At 60.6% G+C, this 25621-nt stretch carries 25 protein-coding genes and 2 pseudogenes; 22 read left to right on the top strand and 5 right to left on the bottom strand.

The window, feature by feature from the left end; genetic code table 11:
• The first annotated feature begins 4 nt into the window (after positions 1 to 4).
• On the top strand, positions 5 to 925 hold the full coding sequence (locus BD293_RS14775; protein WP_142082959.1) for a sugar kinase: 921 nt from the start codon (positions 5 to 7) through the stop codon (positions 923 to 925).
• 97 nt (positions 926 to 1022) lie between these two features.
• Positions 1023 to 2051: a 3-dehydro-L-gulonate 2-dehydrogenase gene (gene yiaK / locus BD293_RS14770; RefSeq protein WP_142082956.1), complete on the top strand. Its 1029-nt coding sequence runs from the start codon at positions 1023 to 1025 to the stop codon at positions 2049 to 2051.
• A gap of 23 nt (positions 2052 to 2074) precedes the next feature.
• Here the strand turns inward: yiaK and BD293_RS14765 are convergent, their stop codons facing one another.
• Positions 2075 to 2773, bottom strand: a complete 699-nt coding sequence (locus BD293_RS14765) for a GntR family transcriptional regulator (protein WP_142082954.1) — start codon at positions 2771 to 2773, stop codon at positions 2075 to 2077.
• 78 nt (positions 2774 to 2851) lie between these two features.
• Here BD293_RS14765 and uxaC point away from each other — a divergent pair, with 78 nt between their 5' ends.
• The 19 genes and pseudogenes from uxaC to BD293_RS14670 all read left to right on the top strand — a co-directional run bounded on the left by uxaC (position 2852) and on the right by BD293_RS14670 (position 20274).
• Positions 2852 to 4279, top strand: a complete 1428-nt coding sequence (gene uxaC, locus BD293_RS14760) for a glucuronate isomerase (RefSeq protein WP_142082952.1) — start codon at positions 2852 to 2854, stop codon at positions 4277 to 4279.
• A 28-nt stretch (positions 4280 to 4307) separates the two neighbouring features.
• A complete protein-coding gene (locus BD293_RS14755) occupies positions 4308 to 5282 on the top strand; it encodes a TRAP transporter substrate-binding protein (protein ID WP_142082951.1) in 975 nt (324 codons plus the stop codon).
• Between the two features lie 60 nt (positions 5283 to 5342).
• A complete protein-coding gene (locus BD293_RS14750; protein WP_142082949.1) occupies positions 5343 to 5867 on the top strand; it encodes a TRAP transporter small permease in 525 nt (174 codons plus the stop codon).
• Position 5868: 1 nt separating this feature from the next.
• Entirely contained in the window at positions 5869 to 7149 is a 1281-nt protein-coding gene (locus BD293_RS14745) for a TRAP transporter large permease (RefSeq protein ID WP_142082947.1), read from the top strand.
• Positions 7150 to 7157: 8 nt separating this feature from the next.
• The gene (locus BD293_RS14740) at positions 7158 to 7463 is read left to right on the top strand and encodes a cupin domain-containing protein (RefSeq protein WP_142082945.1); all 306 of its coding nucleotides are present in this window, start codon (positions 7158 to 7160) and stop codon (positions 7461 to 7463) included.
• A gap of 17 nt (positions 7464 to 7480) precedes the next feature.
• Positions 7481 to 8302 (top strand): 5-dehydro-4-deoxy-D-glucuronate isomerase, encoded by an 822-nt coding sequence (gene kduI / locus BD293_RS14735; protein WP_142082943.1) that lies wholly within the window; start codon positions 7481 to 7483, stop codon positions 8300 to 8302.
• A complete protein-coding gene (kduD, locus tag BD293_RS14730; protein WP_142082941.1) occupies positions 8299 to 9042 on the top strand; it encodes a 2-dehydro-3-deoxy-D-gluconate 5-dehydrogenase KduD in 744 nt (247 codons plus the stop codon). The genes kduI and kduD overlap by 4 nt, the downstream gene beginning before the upstream one ends.
• Positions 9020 to 10486 carry a mannitol dehydrogenase family protein gene (locus BD293_RS14725; RefSeq protein ID WP_142084634.1) on the top strand — a complete coding sequence of 489 codons (1467 nt, stop codon included), beginning with the start codon at positions 9020 to 9022 and terminating at the stop codon, positions 10484 to 10486. The genes kduD and BD293_RS14725 overlap by 23 nt, the downstream gene beginning before the upstream one ends.
• Positions 10483 to 12018 (top strand): UxaA family hydrolase, encoded by a 1536-nt coding sequence (locus tag BD293_RS14720; RefSeq protein WP_142082938.1) that lies wholly within the window; start codon positions 10483 to 10485, stop codon positions 12016 to 12018. Before BD293_RS14725 ends, BD293_RS14720 begins: the two co-directional genes overlap by 4 nt.
• Before the next feature lie 160 nt (positions 12019 to 12178).
• Entirely contained in the window at positions 12179 to 12733 is a 555-nt protein-coding gene (locus BD293_RS14715) for a TetR/AcrR family transcriptional regulator (protein WP_211841039.1), read from the top strand.
• Between the two features lie 16 nt (positions 12734 to 12749).
• Positions 12750 to 14122 (top strand): IS3 family transposase gene (locus BD293_RS14710; RefSeq protein ID WP_142082932.1). Its coding sequence is split into 2 segments (ribosomal slippage): positions 12750 to 13107 and positions 13107 to 14122, totalling 1374 coding nucleotides; the frame shifts between segments, so codons are not numbered across the junction.
• A gap of 71 nt (positions 14123 to 14193) precedes the next feature.
• Positions 14194 to 14657 (top strand): annotated as a pseudogene (locus tag BD293_RS14705) (ABC transporter permease); the annotation flags it as partial.
• Entirely contained in the window at positions 14657 to 14971 is a 315-nt protein-coding gene (rhaM, locus tag BD293_RS14700) for an L-rhamnose mutarotase (RefSeq protein ID WP_142082930.1), read from the top strand. The pseudogene BD293_RS14705 and the gene rhaM, both read left to right, overlap by 1 nt.
• Entirely contained in the window at positions 14968 to 16341 is a 1374-nt protein-coding gene (locus BD293_RS14695) for an FGGY-family carbohydrate kinase (RefSeq protein ID WP_142082928.1), read from the top strand. The genes rhaM and BD293_RS14695 overlap by 4 nt, the downstream gene beginning before the upstream one ends.
• A gap of 286 nt (positions 16342 to 16627) precedes the next feature.
• On the top strand, positions 16628 to 16954 hold the full coding sequence (locus BD293_RS14690; protein WP_142082926.1) for a hypothetical protein: 327 nt from the start codon (positions 16628 to 16630) through the stop codon (positions 16952 to 16954).
• Entirely contained in the window at positions 16951 to 17244 is a 294-nt protein-coding gene (locus BD293_RS14685) for a response regulator transcription factor (protein ID WP_170207154.1), read from the top strand. Before BD293_RS14690 ends, BD293_RS14685 begins: the two co-directional genes overlap by 4 nt.
• 211 nt (positions 17245 to 17455) lie before the next feature.
• Positions 17456 to 18892: an NfeD family protein gene (locus BD293_RS14680; RefSeq protein ID WP_211841038.1), complete on the top strand. Its 1437-nt coding sequence runs from the start codon at positions 17456 to 17458 to the stop codon at positions 18890 to 18892.
• 41 nt (positions 18893 to 18933) lie between these two features.
• Positions 18934 to 19707, top strand: a complete 774-nt coding sequence (locus BD293_RS14675; protein WP_211841037.1) for a slipin family protein — start codon at positions 18934 to 18936, stop codon at positions 19705 to 19707.
• A gap of 285 nt (positions 19708 to 19992) precedes the next feature.
• Positions 19993 to 20274 carry a DUF6812 domain-containing protein gene (locus BD293_RS14670; protein WP_142082919.1) on the top strand — a complete coding sequence of 94 codons (282 nt, stop codon included), beginning with the start codon at positions 19993 to 19995 and terminating at the stop codon, positions 20272 to 20274.
• A 79-nt stretch (positions 20275 to 20353) separates the two neighbouring features.
• Here BD293_RS14670 and BD293_RS14665 read toward each other — a convergent pair whose 3' ends face one another.
• Complete coding sequence (locus BD293_RS14665) at positions 20354 to 21223, bottom strand: GGDEF domain-containing protein (protein WP_246086314.1); 870 nt, start codon at positions 21221 to 21223, stop codon at positions 20354 to 20356.
• A 467-nt stretch (positions 21224 to 21690) separates the two neighbouring features.
• Between BD293_RS14665 and BD293_RS14660 the strand changes: the two are divergent.
• Positions 21691 to 22904: pseudogene (locus BD293_RS14660) on the top strand (MFS transporter).
• A gap of 39 nt (positions 22905 to 22943) precedes the next feature.
• Here BD293_RS14660 and BD293_RS14655 read toward each other — a convergent pair.
• Genes BD293_RS14655 through BD293_RS14645 form a run of 3 tightly spaced genes read right to left on the bottom strand, consistent with a single transcriptional unit; the run spans position 22944 to position 25488 of the window.
• Positions 22944 to 23720, bottom strand: coding sequence for a LamB/YcsF family protein (locus BD293_RS14655; RefSeq protein ID WP_142082915.1), 777 nt, complete (start codon positions 23718 to 23720; stop codon positions 22944 to 22946).
• On the bottom strand, positions 23717 to 24736 hold the full coding sequence (locus BD293_RS14650; protein WP_142082912.1) for a 5-oxoprolinase subunit C family protein: 1020 nt from the start codon (positions 24734 to 24736) through the stop codon (positions 23717 to 23719). The genes BD293_RS14655 and BD293_RS14650 overlap by 4 nt, the downstream gene beginning before the upstream one ends.
• Complete coding sequence (locus BD293_RS14645) at positions 24736 to 25488, bottom strand: 5-oxoprolinase subunit B family protein (protein ID WP_142082910.1); 753 nt, start codon at positions 25486 to 25488, stop codon at positions 24736 to 24738. The genes BD293_RS14650 and BD293_RS14645 overlap by 1 nt, the downstream gene beginning before the upstream one ends.
• Positions 25489 to 25621: the final 133 nt, after the last annotated feature.

Raw genomic sequence — 25621 nt, 5'->3', positions numbered from 1 at the left:
TGACATGACCTCTGGCCACATTCTTTGCATCGGCGAAGCCATGATAGAGCTTTCGCAATCTGACACCCCTGATGCGTGGCATCTGGGCATTGCAGGCGATACGCTGAACACGGCGTGGTATCTGCGCGGATTGCTGCCCGAGGCGTGGCATGTGGGGTATCTGTCCCGCGTGGGCACGGGGCCGTTTTCACAGCGTATGCTGGACTTTCTGGACGCAGCCGGGATCGGGAACACCCATGTCAGCCGCGATCCAGACCGCGAGATTGGACTGTATGCGATCACGCTGAAAGATGGCGAGCGCAGCTTCAGCTATTGGCGCGATAATTCTGCCGCGCGCGGGTTGGCCAATGACCCACAGCGCCTGACGGACGCCTTCTCAGAGGCGTCGATGCTCTATCTGTCCGGTATCACGCTGGCGATTTTGCCAGATGCGGCGCGCACAACCCTTATGACCGCCCTGCAAGAGGCCCGCCAGCGCGGGGCAATGGTGGTCTTTGATCCCAATCTGCGCCCGCGATTGTGGCCGGACGCGCCGACCATGTGCGCCCAGATCGAACGCGCCGCCGCGCAAAGCGATCTGATCCTGCCCAGCTTCGATGACGAGGCCACATATTTCGGCGATGCCGATCCGCAGGCCACCATCGCGCGGTATCACCGGCTTGGGGCCGCGCAGGTCGTGGTCAAGAATGGGGGCGGCCCGATGTACTATTCCGGCCCGTCAGGGACAGGTGCGCTGACCGATCTGGTGCCCGAACAGCCGGTCGACACGACGTCGGCGGGTGACAGTTTCAATGCGGGCTATCTGGCCGCGATGTTGCAAGGTGCTGATTCTGAGGCCGCCATTCGCGCAGGCCACGCCCTAAGCCGCCATGTGATCCGCCATCGCGGCGCTTTGGTGCCAGAGGCTATTGCCGCTGTGACATGACCGGCCAAGGCTGGCCATTGAAACCTATACTCGCAGCCGGTCTGTTCTGCAAAGATCGGATCACAGGCCACTTTTCCACAGCAAGGCAGGGCAGAATATGCACAGGGTTCCATTTCAGCAACTCGAAGACACTATCGCGCGCGCTTTTGTGCATGCCGGAATGGCCAGCGACAAGGCACAAACCCTCGCGCGGTTTCATGCGCAATCCAGTTGCGACGGCGTCTATTCGCACGGGCTGAACCGCGTCCCAAGCTTTGTGAAGCATCTGGCCGAAGGCTGGGTCGATGCAGATGCGGAACCGGTCCATGTGCGCCAGACCGGCCCGGTTGAAGTTCTGGACGGTCAGCGCGGACCGGGCATTCTGAACGCCCTGCACGCAACCGACCGCGCGCTGGAACTCGCCGCCGCGCATGGTGTCGGCATTGCCGCATTGCGCAACACCACGCATTGGATGCGCAGCGGGGCCTTTGGGTGGCACGCCGCAGATCGCGGCAAAGTCCTGATCGCCTGGACCAACACCGAATCCTGCATGCCTGCATGGGGTGCCACGGATACACGCGTGGGCAACAACCCACTGGTCATGGCCGTGCCGCGCAAGGGCGGGCATGTGGTTTTAGACATGGCCATGTCGCAATATTCCTATGGCAAGTTGCAAACCACGCGGCTGAAGGGCGAAGAGCTGCCTTATCCGGGCGGCTTTGACGCAGAGGGTAATCTGACGACAGACCCCGGCGCAATCGAGGCGTCCCGCCGGATCTTGCCGACCGGTTTCTGGAAAGGGTCTGGTCTGACAATCCTGCTGGACGTTCTGGCCGCGGTCTTGTCGGAAGGCAATGCGACGCATCAGATCGACCAGATCGGTGTGGGCAGTTGCACGGGATGCTCGCAAATCTTCATCGCGCTGGACCCTGATCGCCTTGGCTCTGCCGCCCATATGCAGGAAATTGTCGATGGTATGGCCGAGTATGTGAACGGCTCTGACCCGATTGCGCCGAATGGCAAAGTCACCTATCCGGGCCAGAACACGCTGCGCACGCGGCAAGACCACATGGCGCAGGGTGTCATCGTGGATGAGGGCATCTGGAAAGTGGTTCAAGCACTTGCGGATGGCAAAAACCAAGCATGACAGATGGCTGCGTCGCGCGGGGATTATCTGTCTTGTGACGCGAACATTGTCGGGTTTTCAGCGCGGATTTGCTCGATCAGGTCAAGGATGCCAGCCAGATGGATGCGCATCTCGCCCGAGGCGCGCGCCGCATCCCGCGCGCGCAGCGCTTCAAGAATTCTCTCATGATCGGCAAGGGCATTCGGCGCATTGAACCCGAGGCTGAGCAAGCGGACACGGTCCATATGGGCCTTGTTCTCGCGGATAACAGCCCAGACATAGGAATGGCCAGCGCAGGTGCATATCTGCTGATGAAACGCCTCGTCGAGCGCGTGAAATCCGATGCGGTCAGCCGCTGCCACGGCGTGCCGCTGGTTTTCAACATTCTCGGCCAACTCGGCGATCGCTTCATCCGTCAGGTTCTCGACCGCGCGTTCCACAATCTCGGTTTCCAGTGCCGTGCGCACGAAATTTGCGCGCAAGACTGCTTCGACGGAAATCAATGAAACTGTTGTCGCGCGTTGGGGCTGTATCTGGATAAGCCCAAGCTGCGACATGCGAAAGAACGCGTCGCGCACGGGCTGCCGCGAAATGCCCATTTGCCGGGCGACTTCCTGTTCGGAAAGCTTGGTGCCGGGCGGCAGTTCGAACTCGACCACGCGGCGGTAGATTTCCTCGAAAACCAGATCTGTTGCAGAGGGGCCACGCAGAGTGTCGAGCGAGCTGAAGAAGGTGTTTTGCATGAAGAAATCCAAGGTTGACGTTTGTAATAGACTAGCATATTAGTCGATTAGATGCAAGCGATATCAGGGGGGAATCAGATGAATCGTGTGGCAAGGCCAGCCTTTTTGGACCCTGACCGACTGTTCCCTTTGAACCCTGCGCCACGGCGGCTTGCCCGCGCCATTTATGACAGCGTGAAGGACTTGCCGATTGTCAGTCCGCACGGCCATACAGACCCGCGCTGGTTCGCTGATGACATGGCCTTTCCCGACCCCGCGCAGCTTTTCGTCACCCCGGACCACTATGTGTTTCGCATGCTGTGTTCGCAGGGGGTGGACCTCAGCGATCTAGGTGTGCCCCGTGTCGATGGCGGGGCGACAGAAACTGATGGTCGCAAAATCTGGCGCCGCTTTGCCGAGAATTTTCATCTGTTTCGCGGCACCCCAAGCCGTATGTGGCTGGATCAGGCCTTCGTCGATGTGTTTGGCGTTGAGGAGCGGCTGAATGCCGCCAGTGCGGACCGGGTCTATGACCACATCGCCGATTGTCTGTGCCGCCCCGAATTTCGCCCCCGCGCACTTTTCGAGCGCTTCGGGATCGAGGTGATCGCAACCACCGAAAGCCCGCTGGATGATCTGGCGTCGCACCAGAAAATCGCTGCGTCAGGCTGGACGGGCCGGGTCATCACCGCCTACCGCCCCGACGCTGTGATCGACCCTGAATTTGAAGGCTTCGCTGCAAATATCGAAAAATTCGGCGCGCTCGCCGGGGTCGATGCCACCACATGGGCGGGCTATCTGGACGCGCATCGCAACCGGCGCGCCTATTTCAAGGCGGTCGGCGGGGCCACCAGCACCGATCACGGCCACCCCAGCGCGCGCACCGAATACCTGCCGCAATCTGAGGCGGCAGCACTTTTCGCCAAAGCCCTCGCAGGCCAATGCTCGGCGGAGGAGGCCGACGCTTTCCGCGGGCATATGCTGACGGAAATGGCGCGGATGAGCCTTGACGACGGGCTGGTGATGCAAATCCATCCCGGCTCTTTCCGCAACCATTCATCACAGGTCTTTGCGCGCCATGGCCGCGACAAGGGCTTCGATATCCCGATGCGGACGGACTATGTGCGCGCGCTGAAACCGCTGCTTGATGCGGTCGGGATGGATCCGCGCCTGACGCTGATCCTTTTCACATTGGATGAAACGGCTTATTCGCGCGAACTTGCACCGCTTGCGGGCGTCTATCCCGCGCTGCGGCTTGGGCCTGCATGGTGGTTCTTTGACAGCGCCGAGGGGATGCGGCGCTTCCGCGAACTGACCACCGAAACCGCAGGCTTTTACAACACCGTCGGGTTCAACGACGACACCCGCGCCTTTTGCTCGATCCCCGCGCGCCACGATGTCGCGCGGCGTGTCGACTGCGCCTATCTCGCCACGCTGGTCGCCACAGGGCGGCTTGCCGAGGACGAGGCCTATGAGGTCGCGCATGACCTCACCTACCGGTTGGCAAAACAGGCCTACCGTCTCTGAACCAAGTACATATCTGGGAGGATACGACATGAAATACCAAACACTTGGCGCGGCGCTGCTGGCGTCGGCTGCCTTTGTGGCACCCGCCTTTGCGCAGGACATCGTTCTGCGGTCATCCGACACGCACCCGCCGGGCTACCCCACCGTGGCCGCTGTCGAATATATGGGAGAGCTGATTTCCGAGCGCACCGACGGCCGCATCGCCGTTCAGGTCTATCACTCGGCGCAACTGGGCGAGGAAAGCGACACCATCGAGCAGACACAATTCGGGGTTATCGACCTGAACCGTATCTCGATGGGTCCGTTCAATAACCTGATCGAGGCGACCAAAGCCCCCTCAATGCCCTTCATCTTCCGCGATGTGGCACATATGCGCGCTGTCATGGATGGCGAGATTGGTGAGGAAATTCTGGCCGAATTCGATGACCACAATCTGGTCGGGCTTGCCTTCTACGATGCGGGCGCGCGCAGCATGTATAACCGCCAGCGCCCGATCGAAAGTCTGGAAGACATGGAAGGTCTGCGCATTCGGGTCATCCAGTCTGATCTGTTTGTCGATATGATCGGGGCGCTGGGTGCCAATGCAACGCCGATGCCTTATGGCGAAGTATATTCCTCGATCCAGACCGGTGTGATCGACGGGGTAGAGAATAACTGGCCGTCCTATGAAAGCTCGGGTCACTATGAGGTGGCAGGGTATTACACCCTGACCGAACACCTGATCGTGCCAGAGGTTCTGGTCATGTCGAAACCAAGCTGGGACGCCCTGTCTGAAGAAGATCAGGCAATCATCCGCGAAGCGGCACAGGACTCGGTCGCCCATCAGCGCGAACTCTGGGAAGCGCGAGAGGCCACCTCCGAAGAGCATGTCCGCGCCGCCGGTGCCACTGTCAATGAAATCGACAAAGGCCCGTTCCAAGAAGCAATGGGACCAGTCTATGAGCGCCACGCCGAAAGCGACGAGCTGCGCACATTGATCGAGCGCATTCAGGCGGTCGAATAATCCTGAAATCTGCCGCGGCGCGCCTTGCGCCGCGGCACGGTTCCCTTCGGGAGGCTTCCTATGCAGCAACTTGTGATTGGCGTTTCTCGAAAACTGGCGGTTGTGGCGCGCATCGCATTGTGGATTTCCGGCACAGGTCTGGTGCTGATGACCGCCGCTGTCGCGTGGCAGGTTTTCGGGCGCTATGTGCTGAACGCAACCCCCGTCTGGACCGAAGTTACCGCTGTCTTGCTGATGGGGTGGTTCATCTTTCTGGGGGCCGCTGTCGGCATCCGAGAGGGGTATCACCTGTCGTTTGATATCATGCTCTATATCCTGCCAACGCGCGTCAAGGCGGTCTTGTTCACGATCTCGGACCTGCTGGTGGCAGGTTTTGCCCTTGGTATGACCTTCTACGGGCTGCAACTTGCCCAAGGTACGTGGAGCAACACCATTTCCGGCCTGGGTCTGCCGCGCGGTGTAACCTTTCTGGGTCTGCTGACTGGCGGCGGGCTGATGGTGATTTTCTCGCTCGAACGCGTGGCGCGCCGCTTTGTTGGCCTGCCCACCGCCCGGTTTGGCGAGACCGAACTTACCGGGGATTGAGATGGAACACTGGATACTCTTCGGCACCTTTGCCGGTCTTTTGCTGATCGGCACGCCGGTGGCATTCTGCCTTGGCATCGCCTCGATTGCGACGGTTATGTATATCGGACTGCCGCCGCTTGTGGTGTTTCAGCGCCTCAATTCCGGGGTGTCGGTCTATGCGCTGATGGCCATTCCGTTTTTCATCTATGCGGGCGAGTTGATGGTGCGGGGCGATATTGCCCGCCGCCTTGTCGCCCTTGCCGGTGCACTGGTCGGGCATCTTCGGGGCGGGCTGGGGCAAGTGAATATCGTCGCGTCTTGCCTGTTCGGGGGCATATCGGGGTCAGCGGCGGCGGATGCGTCGGCCATCGGCGGCCTGATGGTCCCGCAGATGAAGGAACGCGGGTACGGCGCGGACTATGCCGTCAATATTACCGTGGTGTCCTCGATCATCGCGCTGATGCTACCACCCTCGCACAACCTTATCATCTATTCCATCGCAGGCGGCGGGCGCATCTCGATTGCGGATCTGTTCGCCGCCGGGATCATCCCCGGTATGCTGCTGGCGTTGTCGCTGATGGTCACTGCCTGGGTCGTGGCCAAGCGTCGTGGCTATCCGGTGGGCACGTTCCCCGGCCTGCAAATGCTGGGCGTGATCTTCGTTTCTGCGCTTCCGGGCCTTGTGCTGATCGGCATCATTTTCGGCGGCGTGCGGTCGGGTGTGTTCACGGCTTCGGAAAGCTCGTGCATTGCTGTGGTCTATGCCATTTTCATCACTGTACTGGTGTACCGCTCGCTGTCATGGCAGGCCTTTGTTGCCGCCACTCTGGGTGCGGTGCGCACCACGGCGATGGTGCTATTGGTCATCGGCTGTGCGGCATCCTTCGGCTGGTTGATGGCCTATCTGCAAGTGCCCACGGCCATCGTTTTGTTCATGCAGACTGTCAGCGACAACCCCATCATCGTGCTGCTGCTGATCAACATCATGCTGCTGTTTCTGGGCACGTTCATGGATATGAGCCCGCTGATCGTCATCACCACGCCGATCTTTCTGCCAGTTGCTATGGCATTCGGTATCGACCCGGTGCATTTCGGGATCATCATGATCCTGAACCTTGGCATCGGCCTGTGCACCCCGCCCGTGGGCGCCGTGCTGTTCGTCGGTTGCGCTGTGGGCAAGGTGCCCATCGGCACGGTCCTGCGCACGATCTGGCCCTTCTACGGCGCGGCTGTGGCGACACTTATGCTGGTCACGTATGTGCCTGCGCTGTCGCTCTGGCTGCCATCCCTTTTCCGCTGAGGTATATCATGACTTATCCTGTAATCCCTTCTGGTCCCAGCGTGACCCGTCAAGTGCTTGCCGACGATCCCGCGCTGATGCTGGTCGCCTTCCGGTTCGAGAAGGGGGGCACCGGCGCGCCGCACAGCCACCCACATGTCCAGACCACCTATGTCCAGTCCGGCCGTTTTGCATTCACGATTGACGACCGGGAGTTCGAGGTGGGTCCGGGCGACGCCTTCACTGTTCCGTCAGGTGCCGCGCATAGCTGCCGCGCACTGGAAGAAGGGGTGCTGATCGACAGCTTCGCACCCCGCCGCGATGATTTTCTCTGAACCTCAAGGATATCCCGATGCTCCATGTTGAAACCCGCCACGCCATCGACCCCGCCACCGCACGGGGCTTTGACACCGAGGCGCTGCGCCGCAACTTCCACCTTGGCGATCTGTTCCGCGATGGCGAAATCCGACTGGTCTATACGCATTACGACCGGATGATCGTGGGCGGGGCTGTCCCAAAAGGTGCCGCGCTCACGCTGGATCAGGTGAAGGAATGCGGCACGCCGTCCATCCTTGACCGCCGCGAAATGGTTATCGTCAATATCGGCGGCACAGGTCAGGTCCGCGCTGATGACACCTATACGTTGGAACGCGGCGACATGCTCTATCTGGGCATGGGCGCAGGGCCAGTCACATTCGAGGGGGAGGGGCGCTTTTACATCCTCTCCGCGCCCGCCCATGCAAAACACCCCTCACGGCTTGTGCGGATTGACGAGGCGAAAAAGGTGGAACTGGGCGCGCGCGACACATCGAATGAACGCGTGATTAACCAGTTTATCCATCCCGATGTGATGCCCTCATGCCAATTGGTCGTCGGCATGACGCAGCTTGCCCCCGGTTCGGTCTGGAACACCATGCCCGCCCATGTCCATGACCGCCGGATGGAAGCCTATCTATATATCGACCTTGATCCTACAGCGCGGGTTTTCCACGTGATGGGCGAACCTTCTGAAACACGGTCTATGGTGATCGCCAATGAACAGGGCGTGTTGTCGCCGCCATGGTCGATCCATTGCGGCGCGGGCACGGCGAATTACACGTTCATCTGGGCAATGGCGGGTGACAATGTCGATTACCGCGATGTTGAAATGGTCGGGATGGAGGAGTTGCGGTGAACCGGTTTTCGCTTGACGGGCGCACGGCCCTTGTCACAGGGGCAAATACCGGCATCGGTCAGGCCATTGCCGTAGCACTGGCCGAGGCTGGCGCGCGCGTGCTCTGTGCCGGTCGCTCCGAACCCGCAGAGACACTCGCGCGGATCAATGCCCTTGGCGGCGCAGCCGAAGCTGTCCCGCTGGATCTGGCCGATCCGCTGGCGGGGGGCCGCGTCTTCGAGGGTCTTCCCCCGGTTGATATCCTTGTCAATAATGCTGGCACGATCCTGCGCGCTGATGCGGTTGATTTCACCGAAGAAGACTGGGATGCGGTGATTGACGTGAACCTGAAGGCCGCGTTCTTCACCGCCCAAGGCTTTGCCCGTGCTGCCTTCGCGCGCGACGCGGGCGGTGCGATCATTAATGTCGCCTCGCTGCTGTCGTTTCAGGGGGGCATTCGCGTGCCGTCCTACACGGCGTCAAAACATGGGATTGCCGGGCTGACCAAGCTTCTGGCCTGTGAATGGGCGGGGCGTGGCATCAATGTCAATGCCATTGCGCCCGGCTATGTTGTGACCAACAACACGAAAGACCTGCGCGCTGATCCGGTGCGCAACAAGGCCATTCTGGACCGCATCCCCGCTGGTCGCTGGGCCGAACCTGACGACATCGCCGGTGCGGCGGTCTTCCTTGCATCCCCCGCTGCCGCGTATATGCACGGTGCGATTATCCCTGTGGATGGAGGCTGGCTTGCACGTTAAACCCCAAAGTGTGCCGCGTCTGACCCGCCCCACTGGCCCGCGTCCGGGCATTGGCATTGTCCATTTCGGGCTGGGTGCGTTTTTTCGCGCCCATGTGGGGATTTATGTCGACGAGGCGATGACGGCATCGGGCGGCGACTGGGGCGTGGTTGGTGTCAGCCTTGTGCGCCCCGACCAGCGCGACCGCCTTGCGCCGCAGGATTTTGCCTATACCGCCGTTGAACTTGGCCCTGAGGGCGAGACCACGCGCATCGTGGATGTGGTGCAGGATGTCATCGTCGCGCGCGAGAACCCTGCCCGCCTGCTTGACCTGCTGGCTGATCCCGGCCTGCGCATTGTCACGCTGACGGTCACCGAGAAGGGCTATTGCCACGAACCTGCGACGGGTGCGCTCAACCGCACGCATCCTGACATCGTCCATGACCTCGCCCACCCGGACGCCCCGCGTTCAGCGCCCGGCTATCTGGTGCGCGGGCTTGCCCGCCGCCGCGCTGCCGGTCTGCCGCCTTTCACGGTGCTGACCTGCGACAACCTTCCGCAGAACGGGCGCATGGTGCGCGGCGTGGTGCTGGAACTGGCCCACCTGATCGACCCGGCCCTTGCCGACTGGATCGAAGGCGAGGGCCGCTTCCCCGCCACGATGGTCGACCGGATCGTACCCGCCACCAGCGCGGGCGATATTGAGCGCCTTGCCACCCGCACAGGCGTCTATGACGCAGCCCCGGTCCTGCATGAGCCGTTTCGCCAATGGGGCGTCGAGGATGATTTCGTGGGTCATGCGCGCCCTGATTTCGCCGCCGCAGGGGTCGAGATGGTGGCCGATGTCACCCCGTTCGAGGATATGAAACTGCGCTGCCTGAACGGCACGCATTCGGCGCTGGCCTATCTGGGCTATCTGTCGGGGCACGAGACGATTGCAGAGGCTGTGGCCGACCCGGTCCTTGCGCGGTTCATCCGTCATCTGTGGACAGCAGAGATTGTGCCCAGCCTGCAAGCCCCGCCGAATGTCGATCTTGCGGCCTATACTGAGGCACTTTTCGCGCGCTACACCAACCCCGCAATCCGCCACCGAACATGGCAGATCGCCATGGATGGCAGCCAGAAACTGCCGCAGCGCATCCTTGCGACGCTGGCCGAGAACCTTGTGGCGGGCCGCGACGCGCGCGGGCTGACCCTCGTTGTGGCGGCATGGATACGCTACATTGGTGGCGTGGATGAGACAGGTGCCGCAATCGACGTGCGTGACCCGATGGCCGAGCGGTTGCGCGCGCTCAGCGAGGCCAACCCCGATGCTCAGGCGAAGGTCACGGCTTTCCTCGGTCTGCGCGAAGTCTTCCCCAAAGCCCTTGCCGACACCCCGACCTTTGCCGCCGATCTTGCCCGCGCGCTGGCAACGCTGGAGGAACACGGCGCGCAAGTGGCGGTAGCGAAGGTCGCGCCATGAGCCTTGGCAGCGGCACGGCCCCACTCGTCCTGCACGCTGCGGATAGCGTGGCGATCCTGACCCAAGCCGCACGCGCAGGCGAGCAGCCCTTGGGCATGGGCCAGCCGTTGGAGGTGCAAGTCTCGCGCGGCCACAAGATCGCGCGCGTTGACCATGCGGCGGGCGCGCCAGTGATCAAATTCGGGCAGATCATCGGCTATGCCACACGCCCGATCTGCGCGGGCGCGCATGTCCATTCCCACAATTGCGCCATCGGCGCACATGACACCGACTACCAAATCGGCGTTGACCTTGCAGCCGCCCGCGCGACCATTCCCGCGCCCGAAGCCCTGACCTTTCGCGGCTACCGGCGGGCGAATGGTCAGGTCGGCACCCGCAATTACCTTGCGCTTGTCGCCACCGTGAACTGTTCGGCCACAGTCATCCGCCGCGCGGCAGAAGTGGTGAACGCCTCGGGTATCTTAGACGACTATCCGGATATCGACGGTGTGGTTGCCTTTGCCCACGGCACTGGCTGCGGCATGGCCCCGGATGGCCCCGGCGCGGGCAATCTGGAACGCGTGCTCTGGGGACATGCTGCGCATCCAAATGTCGGGGCTGCGATGTTCGTGGGCCTTGGCTGCGAAGTGATGCAGGTGGCCCGCCTGAAGACGCGCTATGGCGACGGGGATGAGCGGTTCTATGGCCTGACCATTCAGGACACAGGCGGGACAGAACGCACCATTGCCCGCATCGTTGATGCCTTGCGCGACCACCTGCCCGAGGTTGGTGCCGCCCGGCGCGAGGAGGTTCCGGCCTCAGCGCTGCGACTGGCGCTGCAATGCGGCGGCTCCGACGGGTTTTCCGGCATCACGGCCAATCTCGCACTAGGTGCTGCCTCTGACTTGCTGGTCGGCATGGGCGGCACGGCGGTTCTGGCCGAGACGCCGGAAATCTACGGGGCTGAAGCACTGCTGTTGCGCCGCGCCGCAAGCCCCGCGGTTGGCGAGAAGCTGATCGCGCGCATCCGCTGGTGGGAAGATTACACGCGCATGAATGGCGCCTCGATGGACAACAACCCTTCGCCCGGCAACAAGGCAGGCGGGCTGACCACCATTTTGGAGAAATCCCTTGGGGCGGTGGCCAAGGCCGGACAGACCCCGCTGACCGATGTGCTGGCGTATGGCGAACAGATCACAACCCCCGGTTTCGTCTTTATGGACAGTCCGGGTTATGACCCAGTGTCCGTGACGGGCCAGATTGCGGGCGGCTGTCAGGTCGTTGTCTTCACCACGGGCCGGGGGTCGGCCTTCGGCTCCAAACCCGCGCCGACGATCAAACTGGCGACCAATGACCGGCTGTATGCCAGCATGCACGGCGACATGGATGTGAATTGCGGCGATATCGTCTCGGACAGCGTGTCGACCGAGGCCAAGGGGCGTGAAATCCTTGACACTGTGCTGCGCGTTGCATCCGGTGAGCAGACGAAATCGGAAGCGCTCGGCCTTGGTGACAACGAGTTTCTGCCTTGGCAGATTGGCGCGGTGATGTGACCTTGCCAATTGCGGAGGATTTGCGGAATTAAAGGGCGGCACAGCATCACCGCGCGCGCTGTGGTGCCTGCGGGGGAAAGTTATTTTCCCTTGTTTGGGTGATATGGCCATCTTCTGTCGCGCCCAGTATAGTGCCTTGCCGCTATAGAAAGACATGCCCATGACCGATGCCCCCCCACCGCAACGCCGCCGCGATTCCGAGCGGACACGCGGTGATATTCTGCAAGCCGCGCTTGAGGAGTTTTCGTCCATGGGCCATTCCGGCGCAAGGGTTGACCGGATCGCGGCGCGGGCGGGGGTGTCCAAGCCAATGATCTACGATTATTTCGGCAGCAAGGACGATATTTATGCCGCCGCATTGCGCGAGGCTTATGTCCAAATCCGGCGGGGCGAGGCGCAACTGGCACTGGACCCGAACAACCCGCGCGCGGCAGTGCGCGAGCTGGTCCATTTCACAATGGACCATTTTCGCCGTAAACCGTGGTTTATCCGGCTGCTGAACTCGGAAAACCTTATGGGTGGCAAGACGGTCGCGCAGCTTAGCGATGCGGCTGATATCCAGTCGGTGCTTGTCACGCGGCTGAGCGAGGTTCTAGCGCAAGGCAAACGCCACGGTGTGTTTCGACGCGATGTCGATCCGGTAGAGTGTCTGACGTCAGCACCCATGGAACATTTTAGGCATCTTGCGGAACGGAGGGTTTCTGGCTCATCGTAGCCTTCATGGAGCGAAGATGAGCAAGAACCGAAGGACCGCGCAAGCGAAACCCGTGACGAAGAAAGCTGAGGCCGAGAAGGCCGTCAAAGACATCCGCCGCGCGACCCGCAAGGTTCACAGCGCAGAAGAGAAGATCCGCATCGTTTTGGCCGGTCTTCGCGGCGAGGACAGTATTGCCGAACTGTGCCGTCGCGAGGGCATTGCGCAAAGCCTGTATTACAGTTGGTCGAAGGAGTTTCTCGAGGCTGGGAAGAAGCGCCTGGCGGGTGACACCGCCCGTCAGGCAACCAGCACAGAGGTGAAGGATCTGCGCGCCGAGTCTATGGCCCTGAAGGAAGTGGTGGCCGACCTGACCCTGGAGAACCGCATCCTTAAAAAAAACACGACCGGGGCTGGGGGCGACCACGAATGAGATACCCTGCTTCTGAAAAGCTCGAGATTATCCGGATCGTCGAGCAATCTCACCTTCCAGTCCGCCGGACCCTGGCCCAGATCGGGGTGCCGCCCACGACATTCTACCGCTGGTATGATCGCTATGTTGAGCACGGCCCGGAGGGGTTGGAAGACCGCTCATCACGGCCGTCCAAGGTCTGGAACCGCATCCCGGATGCCGTACGGGAACAGATTGTAGACTTGGCACTCAACGAACCGGACCTTTCTCCCAGGGAACTGGCGGTACGCTTTACTGATACGGAAAAGTATTTTGTATCAGAAGCTTCCGTGTATCGATTGTTCAAATCTTACGACCTGATCACCAGCCCCGCCTATGTCGTGGTCAAAGCCGCAGATGAGTTCAAGGACAAGACCACCCGACCGAACCAGATGTGGCAGACCGACTTCACCTATCTCAAAGTGATCGGATGGGGTTGGTTCTATCTGTCCACCGTGCTCGACGACTTCTCGCGTTACATCGTGGGCTGGAAGCTTTGCACCAACATGGGGGCGGATGATGTCAGCGCCACGCTGGACATTGCACTGGCCGCATCAGGCTGCGACAGCGTCACCGTGCTGCACAAGCCGCGACTTCTGAGCGATAACGGCCCCTGTTATATCGCGGGCGACCTTGCCACATATCTGGGCAAACATGGCATGGATCACGTCCGCGGTGCGCCCAACCACCCGCAGACGCAAGGCAAGATCGAGCGTTGGCATCAAACTCTCAAGAACCGTATCCTGCTGGAAAACTACTATCTGCAGGGCGAACTTGAAGCCGCCATCTCCGCCTTTGTCGAGCATTACAACAACCACCGTTACCACGAAAGCCTCGGCAATCTGACACCCGCCGACGTCTACTTCGGACGAGGCCCAGAAATTCTGGCAGAAAGGGAGAAAATCAAAGCACAGACAATTAAGAACCGGCGCTTGATCCATCAGCGCCAAGCAGCATAACATCAACCAACTGAGCCGGAGCCCTCCAGACCAAAATCATGCCACCTGTTCCAAATCATTCGACGACGGACACGTTCGAGTTGACACTTTTTGCCGTATTGGCAGTCATTTTCGGGATCGTGCTGCACAAGACGAATTTTGGCCGCGCGGTGTATGCGATTGGCAACAACCCGGTGGGCGCCGCATTTTCGGGCATCCGCGTTGCGCGGGTGAAATTCATCCTGTTCCTGCTGACAGGGCTGATGTCGGGGTGGCGGCAGTTTGTCTGACCTCGCGCCTTGGCTCTACCCGCCCGTCCATCGCAATGGGGTGGGAGTTGGAGATTGTGACCATGGTGGTCCTTGGCGGCGTCAGCATCCTTGGCGGTGCGGGCACAATTCCCGGCGTGGTTCTGGCGGCGTTTATCATGGGGCTGGTCACCTTCGGGTTGGGGTTGTTGAATGTGCCGGGGATTGTGATGTCCATTGTGATCGGCGTGCTGCTGATTTCAGTCATCGCGCAGCCGCGCCTGTGGGAAAAATCGAGAGGTCGCTGATGGAAAAATACGCCTTCAAGATGCAACTCAACGCGGGCATGGAAGCGGAATACAAGCGCCGCCATGATGAAATCTGGCCCGAACTTGTCGCGCTGTTGAAAGATGCAGGTGTCAGTGATTATTCCATCCATCTGGACCCAGACACCGGCATCCTGTTCGGGGTTTTGTGGCGCAATGACGCCCATCGCATGGATGATCTGCCTGACCATCCGGTGATGCAGCGCTGGTGGGCGCATATGGCGGACCTGATGCAAACCAACGCTGATTCATCGCCTGTCGCCACGCCCCTGCGGCCCATGTTCCACATGCCATGAGCGCGATTGCTGTCATTGATATTGGCAAGACCAACGCCAAGCTTGCACTGGTGGACCCGGAATCTCTGGACGAAATCGCGGTTCTGACGCGCCCGAACACTGTGCGCCCCGGCCCGCCTTGGCCGCATTTCGACACTGAAGGGCACTGGCGCTTTTTGCCGGACGGTTTGCGCGCATTGAACGCGCAGCACCCGGTTTCGGCCATCTCGATCACCACCCACGGGGCTTGCGCGGCCTTGCTGGATGAGCAGGGCAATCTGGCCGCGCCGATCCTTGATTATGAGCATGACGGCCCCGACACCTGCCGCCGCGCATATGACGCGCTGCGCCCGCCCTTCGCGCAAACCGGAAGTCCATCGCTAGGAGCGGGGCTGAACCTTGGCGCGCAGATTTTCTGGCAGTTCCGCGAGGTGCCGGAACTGGCGGCGCGGGTCGCGCATGTTGTGACCTATCCGCAATATTGGGCGTTCCGGCTGACCGGCGAACGCGCCTGCGATGTCACATCGCTGGGCTGCCATACCGATCTGTGGGACATGTCGCGCGGGCAACCGTCAGATCTGGTTGCGCGGCTGGGTCTGACACAAAAGCTGGCCAAAGTGCGCAAGCCGGGTGATGTTCTGGGCCATCTGCACCCCGCCATTGCTGCGCATACAGGGCTTGCGCCTGACACGCCTGTGGTGTGCGGTATTCACGATTCCAATGCCTCGCTGCTGCCGCATCTGCTGACGCAGAACGCCCCCTTTGGCGTGATCTCGACCGGCACATGGGTCGTGGCAATGGCGATTGGCGGTGCGCCGGTTGCATTGGACGAGGGCCGCGACCTGCTGGTCAATATCAACGCGCTTGGCGCGCCTGTCCCCTCGGCGCGGTTCATGGGCGGGCGGGAATATGATCTGGCCCTGCAAGGGGCGGGCGGAACAGTGACATCCGAAGGTATGGCGCAGGTGTTGCAGCAAGATATCATGCTGCTGCCCTGTCTTGCGCCGGGAAGCGGGCCGTTTCCCGACCACGCGTCCCGCTGGCACGGGCCAGAGCCAACTCTCGGCAGCGATACCCGCGTCGCGGCGCTTGGGTTCTATCTTGCGCTGGTCAGCGCGGAATGTCTGCGGTTGATCGGGCAGAGGGGGCCGGTGATTGTCGAAGGACCATTCGGCAAGAACAGGGCTTTCCTTACCATGCTTCAGGCGGCAAGCGGGGCAGAGGTCATCCGCGCCAAGGGTTTGACGGGCACCAGCCAAGGTGCGGCCCTGCTATGTGGCGGGCAGCCCGCGCGTGTCGGCGAAACCCTTGCTCCGCTGGACCGAACGACCCTTGGACAGCTTGAAGGCTATGCATCACGCTGGTTGCAAATGGTGCGCCAACACCCCTGACACCTGATCTGGCCCCCAATGTCTCGCGGCTTGCCCCCAAATCGGCCCGCCGCCTTGGCGGGGCAAGCCCAAGGGCGGCACAGACTGAAATGCAGCACGGCTTGAAATGGGGATTGATGCCATCAAGCGTGGTGGAGGGTTGCCAGAACAGGCGGGATCGCCTTAAAGTTGAGAGTGTGCAGCCTAAATGTTTCCACATCCTATGTTCGGAGAAACGTGATACACTAACAAAACTGCCGCGATACGTTTGCGATTGCGCGCAGGGAGAAGCCGAAAGGAACCATCAATGGGTGGCGCCAAATTAATTTGGATCGGTATTGGCTTTGTGCTGAGTGTCGCGGCTGGCAAAACGGCGCTTGTATCAGCTTCATTGCTGGATGGGGGGCTACGGACATTACCGGTAATCTCATCCCTATTCGTGGCCTTCTTCGTCCTTACGGGAATTGTAACCGTGATCTCTTATAGGTTTCTTGGGCAAATGATTGTATCGAAATATGATGCCCGCAAACTTGCCGCAGCTTTGCAGGAACCGGGAAAAGAAAACCTAATTGAAATGCACGCACGTGACTGGGGGCTGTCAAAGGCGGAAACGAGGTTGCCATTCTTGTCGTGAAAGGGTTTTCAAATGCCGAAATCGCAAAAATGCGTGGCAGCGTGTTATCGACAGTGAAAACGCAACTTGGGGCGATTTATCATAAATCTGGTCTGGAGAACCGATATCAACTGATCGCTTTCATTACGGATGAGGTGTGTCAGGCAGCCAAGGCGCGACGCAGAGATGACAGCGCGAAGCCTCATCGCGCCCATCTCAAAGCGGTATCCACGCCAAATCCCGAAGCATCTGTCACAAAGATTACGGCGCACCAACGCGCACCCAAAACGCAAATGAATGCAAAACAGTAGCTGATTTAGAACTGTTCTGCGCACCATTATCACCGCCAATTTCAACCCCATCGCACGTGTTTTCGGACGGGCGATTTCAGGAAAATTGCGCCGCTGATTGGGGCGGCGCACCATGCGGGCGAATTGAAAATTGCAACATTTGCACTATGTAAACGTCATCTGGTGAAAAAGGTGAAGGGGCAAATCTATGCTCAGTCATACAAGACCCCGGATGCGGAGCCTATGGCGGATCGGGTCAGCACTCGTGTTTTGTCTGGGGCTGTTCGGGTTGGCGCTGCACGCGCAAAACGACGACCGCGCGGGGCAGGCCGTAGTCCTTGAGCTTGACGGGGCTGTCAGCCCTGCAAGCGCCGATTACCTGATCCGCGGGATTGAGACCGCCGCCGCCGATGGCGCGGGATTGGTCATCGTGCAAATGGACACGCCCGGCGGGTTGGTGACCTCTACCCGCGAGATCAACAGTGCAATTCTGAACTCTTCCGTGCCTGTCGCAACCTTCGTCGCCCCGTCCGGTGCGCGCGCGGCGAGTGCGGGCACTTTCATCTTATACGCCAGCCATCTGGCCGTTATGGCCCCCGGAACCTCGGTCGGGGCCGCGACGCCTGTCAGTCTGGGCGGCGGGGGCGGTGGGCTGCCGTTTGGCGATGATCCCGCAGATGAAAATGATGCCGGTTCTGATGAGGGGGCTGGCGATGAGGGCACCAATGGCAACGATGACACTGACTCCGCGCCCGCCGATGCTGGCATGGCCAAAGCGATGAACGATGCGATTGCACAAATCCGCTCGCTGGCCGAAATTCACGGACGCAATGCCGATTGGGGCGAACGTGCCGTGCGCGACGCGGCAACCCTGACCGCAAGTGCCGCAGTCGAGGAAAATGTCGCCGATTTCACCGCCCGCAATCTGACCGAAGTGCTGGACCGCGCGCATGGCCGGACAGTCCAGCTTGATGGTGAGGATTTCGTGCTGGACACCGAAGCGCTGAGCCTTGTGTCCATCGCGCCAGACTGGCGCACACAGCTTTTGTCGATCATCGCCAACCCGAATGTGTCGCTGTTGCTGATGGTGGTGGGTTTCTACGGGATTGTGTTTGAATTGCTTAACCCCGGCGCGCTGGTGCCGGGCACGATTGGCGGGATCAGTCTGATCCTTGGCATGTTCGCGCTGTCGATCCTGCCTTTCAACATCGCCGGACTCGCCCTGATCGGATTGGGTTTGCTGCTTGTGCTGGCCGAGGCGTTCAGCCCGTCATTTGGGATTCTGGGCATAGGGGGCACAGTCGCCATTGTGGCGGGGGGTGTTTTCCTGTTCGATTCCGACGTGCCGGGGTTCGAGCCGTCAATCCCCGCGCTTGCGGCTGTGGCTGTGGCGTCGCTGGCATTCTCGGCGATTGTGGCGCGGCTGGGCTATGTCTCGCACCGGCGCAAGGTGACGACAGGGGTGCATGATCTGCTGAATGCAACGGCCCAAGTGCAGGATTGGCAGGGCACGAAAGGGCATGTGTTTGTAAATGGCGAGCGCTGGAATGCCCGCGCGGAGCAGACCTTCGCCAAGAATGATGATGTCATCATCACGAAAATCGAGGGGCTGACCCTGCATGTCGCTCCCAAACCCGCCGCGACACAGGGCCAGACTGACACCGCCTGAGGGCCTTCGCCGCCTGTGCCGCCAGAGAAAGGAGAAATTTGATGGATATCTTGCAGATATTCGGCGATCTGGGCTTTCTGGTCGTCATTATCGTTCTGGTGCTGGCCTTTCTGGCCTCTGCCATCAAGGTATTGCGTGAATATGAACGCGCTGTCGTCTTTACGCTTGGCCGCTACACTGGAACAAAAGGGCCGGGGCTTATTCTGGTCATCCCGATTGTCCAGCAGGTCGTGCGCATGGATTTGCGCGTGCGCGTGCTGGATGTGCCCAGTCAGGACGTCATCAGTCAGGACAACGTTTCAGTCCGTGTGAATGCCGTGATTTACTTCCGCGTGGTCGACCCAGAAAAGGCCACGATTCAGGTCGAAAACTTCATGCAGGCCACGTCAGAGCTGTCACAGACCACACTGCGCTCGGTGTTGGGCAAGCATGAACTGGATGAAATGCTGTCCGAGCGTGACAAGCTGAACAGCGACATTCAGGAAATCATCGACACCCAGACCGATGGTTGGGGGATCAAGGTGGCCAATGTCGAGATCAAGCATGTTGATATCGACGAATCCATGATCCGCGCCATTGCCCGGCAGGCAGAGGCAGAGCGCGAACGCCGTGCCAAGGTCATCAACGCGCAGGGCGAGCAACAGGCCGCCGCCAAACTGCTAGAGGCGGCAGAAATCCTGAGCGCAGAGCCGGGCGCGATGCAATTGCGCTATCTGTCCACGCTCACGACCATCGGGGCCGAGAAGAACTCGACGATTGTATTCCCTTTCCCGACAGAGCTGGGCAGTTTGATAAAGCCCTTTGAGGCGAAGTGACTGCCAGCGCAGATCGGTCGTGAGTTGAGCATGGACGGCCCCTGATCGGGGCTGTCATGTGATGGGGGAGCGTGTGTGAAAAAACCCTGAAGGCAAGGCGCGGTGCCACTATTCGGACCACATCCACGAAAACATCACGCGCAAATGAGAAAAATCATTTGCCTATAGCTGTCGAAAGTTCCAGTTGTCATGGCAGGCGGGGGCAAGGATACGAATGCACCGCGCGGCCCCGTCTGGTGTGGCGCGTCCCGCGAGTGATAGAATGGTCGAAAAGGAACTGGTGGTATGTCGCAGGCGAAGCTTCCCAAATTTGGCGTTCCGGTGCGCATAATGATGGCCGACAAGACCCAGTTTTTCGGGGTAGTCTTTGTGCGTCAGGGCCAAAGGGTGCTTGACCTGTTTTGCGACGAACGCCCCTTTTTGCCAGTCAACACGAAGGCCGGTGTCAAGCTGCTCAACAAACAGCATGCGGTCGAAATTGATTTGATGTCATTGGAAGAAATGCTCGAAAACCGCGATCTGTTTCCAGATGTCGATTTCGATTATCTTCGCAGCAACAATTGGTGAAAGCGCGCTGCGCAAACACCCTTGCCGGATCGCGTAGACACTGTCTTGCTTGGGCACGCCATCTTTCGGTGTGCGGTGCTCAGCACAGAACGCGGGCGCGCCCCTCCAGCTTTGCGCGGTACATCAGTTTGTCGGCGCGCCGGATGGCATGGTGGATGTCCTTGTCGTCCCGGACAAGGACCAGTCCCGCCGAAAAGGAATAGGTCACATCCGCAGATTCAGCGCTGTGGCCGGGATGGCGGATCATTCTTTGCAACAGGTTTAGCCGGTTCTGCGCGACCTCTAGCGGACAGTTTGGCATCAGAAAAAGAAACTCCTCGCCGCCGATCCTGCCAAACAGGTCCAGTGGCCGGATGCTGCTGACGGCATCCCGGCAAAACGATGTCAGGACAGCATCGCCGAATTCATGGCCAAAGCGGTCATTGAGGGTTTTGAAGTTATCCAGATCCACAATGGCAAGCGAATGTGTCCCGAATTCCTGCTGAAGGCGCTGCGCCTCGAACCAGTCTTCCAGCCGCGTCATGACATAGCGGCGGTTCGGAACCCCGGTCAACGCATCCGTCCAAGACTCGCGCCGTGCCGCGTCGCGCTCTTTGCGAAGATGTCGGCTTGAGGCGCGCAAGGACGAAATATTGGAGGCGTGAAAGAACATCCACCCATCGGCAGAGACTGTCTCTGTGATCCAGATCCACTTGCCGTTATGCAACTCGGCCTCGAAAGCGCGGTAGGGCAATGTGGCGCGGCGCGCACAAGCATCTGTCAGCCACGCCTCGATATCCTCGGTTTCGATCAAGGGGCCGCGCTTGTTTTGATAGTTCGTGCGCATGATGTCACGCCAGAGAAGCTGCTGCGCAGGGTCGCAATGATAGGCTGCACAATATGCGGGGTTTGCCGCTTGCAGACGATCCTCTGGATCAAACAGCGCCACCAGATCTGGTGAGCGCATCATGAGTGCAAACATCTTCTCGCTATTTGGTCGATCCGGTTCTGACATACCTTCAAGCATCATTTGCCCCTCCGAGCGATCCGCAGATGAAACCCGAAGGTTCTGCGGACTGCTTACCTAAGCAACAACCTCAGGTAGTTCAACGTGACAAGCAGAACGCCTTGAGGGGGGCTGCGCTATTCGGCAAAGGTGCGACATCATAATTCACGCCAGCGGCCCCGACGTTTTTTCTTGCCGGGGCTTCAGCCCGCTGTCAAATTCGCACCCCTTCAAAGCGTGGCATTGGGGACAGCACAACCTTTGGCCGCGTTTGTCGCAATCGTGCTGCAATGCGGCGTTGCAGCATAGGCAGCCGCAGTCGAGCTATGCAAAATCGGGGCGGGGAAGGTGCTGTGCTTCGGCGAAAGGGTCGTTTTATGATCAAGGTATTTTCTGGCGTCTGACCCCTGTTGCTGGGGATATTGCTTATTATGCTGGGCAATGGCATGCATTTCACCCTGATTGGCCTGCGCGGCGGGATCGAGGGGTTTTCGGCCGCAGAACTGGCCATCGTGACCTCTGGCTATTTCCTTGGTTTTCTGTCGGGCGCGCGCATTACCCCTGTGATGATTCGCAATGTCGGCCATGTGCGCGTGTTTGCGGCACTTGGCAGCTTCATGTCGGCGGGGCTGGTTGCATTCCCTCTGCTGACCGAGCCGTGGGCCTGGACGATCCTGCGTATCCTGATCGGGTTTTGCATGTCCGGCATATATGTCGCTGCGGAAAGCTGGCTGAACAACGCCGCCACCAATGAGACGCGTGGCAAGGTACTGTCGGCCTATATGATCGCGCAGACGCTGGGCATTATCGGTGCGCAAGGGCTGTTGACGCTGGGCGTGCGGCAACTTCGGTGCTGTTCATAGGGGCCTCGATCCTTGTGTCGATTTCATTCGCGCCGATCCTGCTATCGGCAACGCCTGTCCCCGCAACCGAAGTTGCGCGGGCCATGCCGTTGCGAAAACTGTTCACCGGCTCGCCCCTTGGCACAGTGGGGATTTTCCTTTTGGGCAGCATCTACGCCACCCAATCGGGCATGGGGGCAGTTTTTGGCAGTCAGATCGGGCTGACAGCGGCGCAAATCTCTTTGTTTGTTGCGATGCTGTTTGCGGGGGCTTTGCTGTTGCAATACCCGATTGGCTGGTTGTCCGACAGGATGGACCGCCGCAAACTGATCTTCGGGGCCTCGGTTATCGGCTTTGTGTTTTGCACCTTGGGCTGGGCAACTGCGGGCGGGTTCTGGTTTCTGATGGTATCCGCCTTCTTTGCAGGGGGCGTTACAACGCCGCTTTACGCGTTGTTCCTTGCCTATACCAACGATTCGCTGTCAGCCGAGGACATGCCAGCCGCATCTGGCGGGCTTGTGTTCACCTTTGGGCTGGGGGCGATTGTCGGGCCGCTGGCGACTGGCTGGGCGATGGAGGGGCTTGGTCCCTTTGCCTTTTGGCTGGTGCTTGGGGCGACATTCGGGGCCATCGCCCTGTATGCGCTGTACCGCATGACGCAGCGCGCAAGCGTTCCGACTGCGGAAACCGAAAGCTACCTTGGCGTTTTGCCGACCGCATCGCCTGTCGCAATCGAGGCTGCTGCCACATGGTCCGCCGAACTGGCCGAGGCAGAGCGTGACGAGACGCAGCAGCAGTCGTGACCCGCAACGCAGCTTGCAGCATCGCCGCTGGTCGCGTTTTCACGGGGCGCGCGGCCCGTCAAAGGGTTTCAGGCTGACACCCTCGCCTGTCAACGCGGCGTGCAGCGCTTGGGCCAGTGCCACGGCCCCTGCGGTGTCGCCATGCAGGCAGATCGTGTCGATCTCTGCGGGCAGATGGGTGCCTTGTGCGGTGATGATCGCGCCCGCCTTGAGCATGGCAATGATCCGCGCGCAAACCTCATCTGCATCATGGATGACAGCGCCGGGCAGGCGGCGGTCCATCAATAGCCCGTCCTCGGTATAGGCGCGGTCGGCGAAAATCTCATGCGCGATGCGTGCGCCCAAGGCTTGTGCCGCGCGGGCCTGTGCGGTGCCGGAAATCACCATCACGATAATTTCGGGGTCCACGGCCAGCGCGCCCTCATAGCAGGCGCGGGCAAGGGCTTCGTCTTCGGCGGCCATATTGGCCAGCGCGCCATGCAGTTTCAGGTGCCGCACCTGCCCGCCTGCCATGCGCGCCATCGCCTGTGCGGCCCCCAGTTGATAGGCCACCAGATGGCGCGCCTCAGCGGCTGCGATCTGCATCCGCCGCCGCCCGAAGCCCTGCAAATCCGGCAGACCCGGATGCGCGCCAATGCCCACCCCGTTTTCCACTGCCACAGCCATTGCTTGCGCCATCACGTCGGGGTCGCCTGCATGAAATCCGCAGGCGATATTGGCCGATGTGATGACTTGCAAAAGCGCTGCATCCGCCCCCATAGGCCAAGGCCCGAAGCTTTCGCCCATATCGGCATTCAGGTCGATCCGTGTAATCATGATGCGCTCCTTTCCAGATCATCGCCGCGCGTCACGCCGCTGATGAGTTGATAGGCCAGAAGATCGGCCATGTCATGGGGGTCGCGGATCATGGGGTAGGCGGCACTGCGCAGACCTGCACGGCGCTTGGCCTCTGCCCGCTCCAACGCGACTGCCTCATCCAGCGGGATAAAGCAAAAGCGCAGCTCTGCACCGGCGCGGGCCTGCACCAGTCGCGGCAGATCACAAGGCAGAACCGTGCCGATGCGCGGATAGCCCCCTGTGGTCTGGCATTCTGACAGCAACACGAAAGGTGCGCCATCGCCCGTGACCTGAATATCGCCGGGCACAATGCTTTCCGACAGGATCGTCAGGCCCGCAGCCGTTTCAAAGCCCGCACCCTCGCTGACCAGTCGTTGGCCCATACGGTTGCCGCGCGCATCCTTGCTGAAGGGGGTGGCCGTGAAGCGTTCAAGCACGTCTTGCCCGAACAGGTGTGTTTGCGGCGTCTCCACCAACCGCAAGACCCCGCCATCAAAGCGCGGCAGGGGCGCGAAGGTCATGCCCACCCGACTGCCGCGATCTGCCCCGATGGGAAATTTCCCGCCGCCTTCCAACATCTGGCCTATGCCCGCCGCCAGATGCGCAGAGCGCGAGCCGAGCATATCGTCGCCCTCAATCCCGCCGCCGAAATGCACATAGCTGTAGCCACCGGCACTGCCCGACAGTTCTAGCTGCGCGCCTGCGGGCAAGGCGTGACTGGCATGCCATGCCAGTGCCGCCCCGTCGCAAAGCGCGCGCATTGGCGCACCGGTCAGGGCGATGCGGGCAGGCGCTGTCACTTCAAGGCTTACGAAGCTGCCCGCAATCTCGATTGCCGCAAGGTCTGCGTCTTGTTGCAACAGCGCGGCCCCCTCTGCCAGCGCCAGAATATCCGCCGCACCCCCACGCGAGAGGCCCTGTGCCAGATACCCCTTCCGGCCCATATCCTGAAGCGTGACGCCCGGCCCTGTGCGGTGCAAGATGATCTCTGCCATCAGCCCAGCCTTTCCGAAACCGCGCCGCCATCTGCATCTCGGGTGCGGATATTCTCGAACTCTTCGCGGGTGACGGGCTGGAACTGCACCTCATCGCCGGGGCGCAGAATGAAGGGATCGGGTTTGTCGGGGTTGAACAGGCGCAGGGCTGTCTGACCCACGTGCCGCCAGCCCGTTGGGGTGCTGACCGAGAACAGCACCATCTGCCGGATCGCCACCGCCACCGCCCCTTCGGGCACATGCGCGGTCAGGCCGGTCTGGCGCGGAATATCCCATTCGCGGGGCAATTCGCCCAAATATGGCTGGCCGGGCGCAAAGCCGATTGTCTGCACGCGCAACGGGGCGGCGCACAGCGCAGTGATGGCCGCGTCAGGCGACAGGCCCGCCAGTTTTGCGGCCTCTTCCAGTTGGGGCGCAAGATCGGTGCCAAAGACCGCAGGCACACGCCATAGCTTGCGCCCTTGTGGCAAGGGGGCGGCGTACCAGTCGCGGCTGCCAAGCAGTGTTTCGATCTTCGCGCGCAAGCTGTCATGGTCGGCATGGTCCAGATCAAGCCGCAGATAGGCCGAGGTGAGCGAGGTAGCGGTTTCTTCAACCCCCATCAACCCCTCTGCCTCAATCGCGGCGCGAAAGGACAGGGCGGCACGGTTCGCCGCTTCACTCAGCGTGCTGCCAAAGCTGACCCGCATCCCATCCACACCAAGGGTGCTGATTCTGGGTGGTTCTGGCGCTTCAGAATGGGCGGACGCCATCACAACACCGCCAATGCTGCTTTTTCAAGCGTTGTCATGGTTTGTTCCTTTGGCATCAGGGGCAGATATGATTTTTTGTTGACGAATTACAGATAAAATGTCAACGCTTGATCTGCGCTGCGTCAAGATGGTG

The organism is Roseinatronobacter monicus, from assembly GCF_006716865.1.
GTDB lineage: Bacteria > Pseudomonadota > Alphaproteobacteria > Rhodobacterales > Rhodobacteraceae > Roseinatronobacter > Roseinatronobacter monicus.
This window is presented reverse-complemented; position numbering and strand designations above follow the sequence as displayed.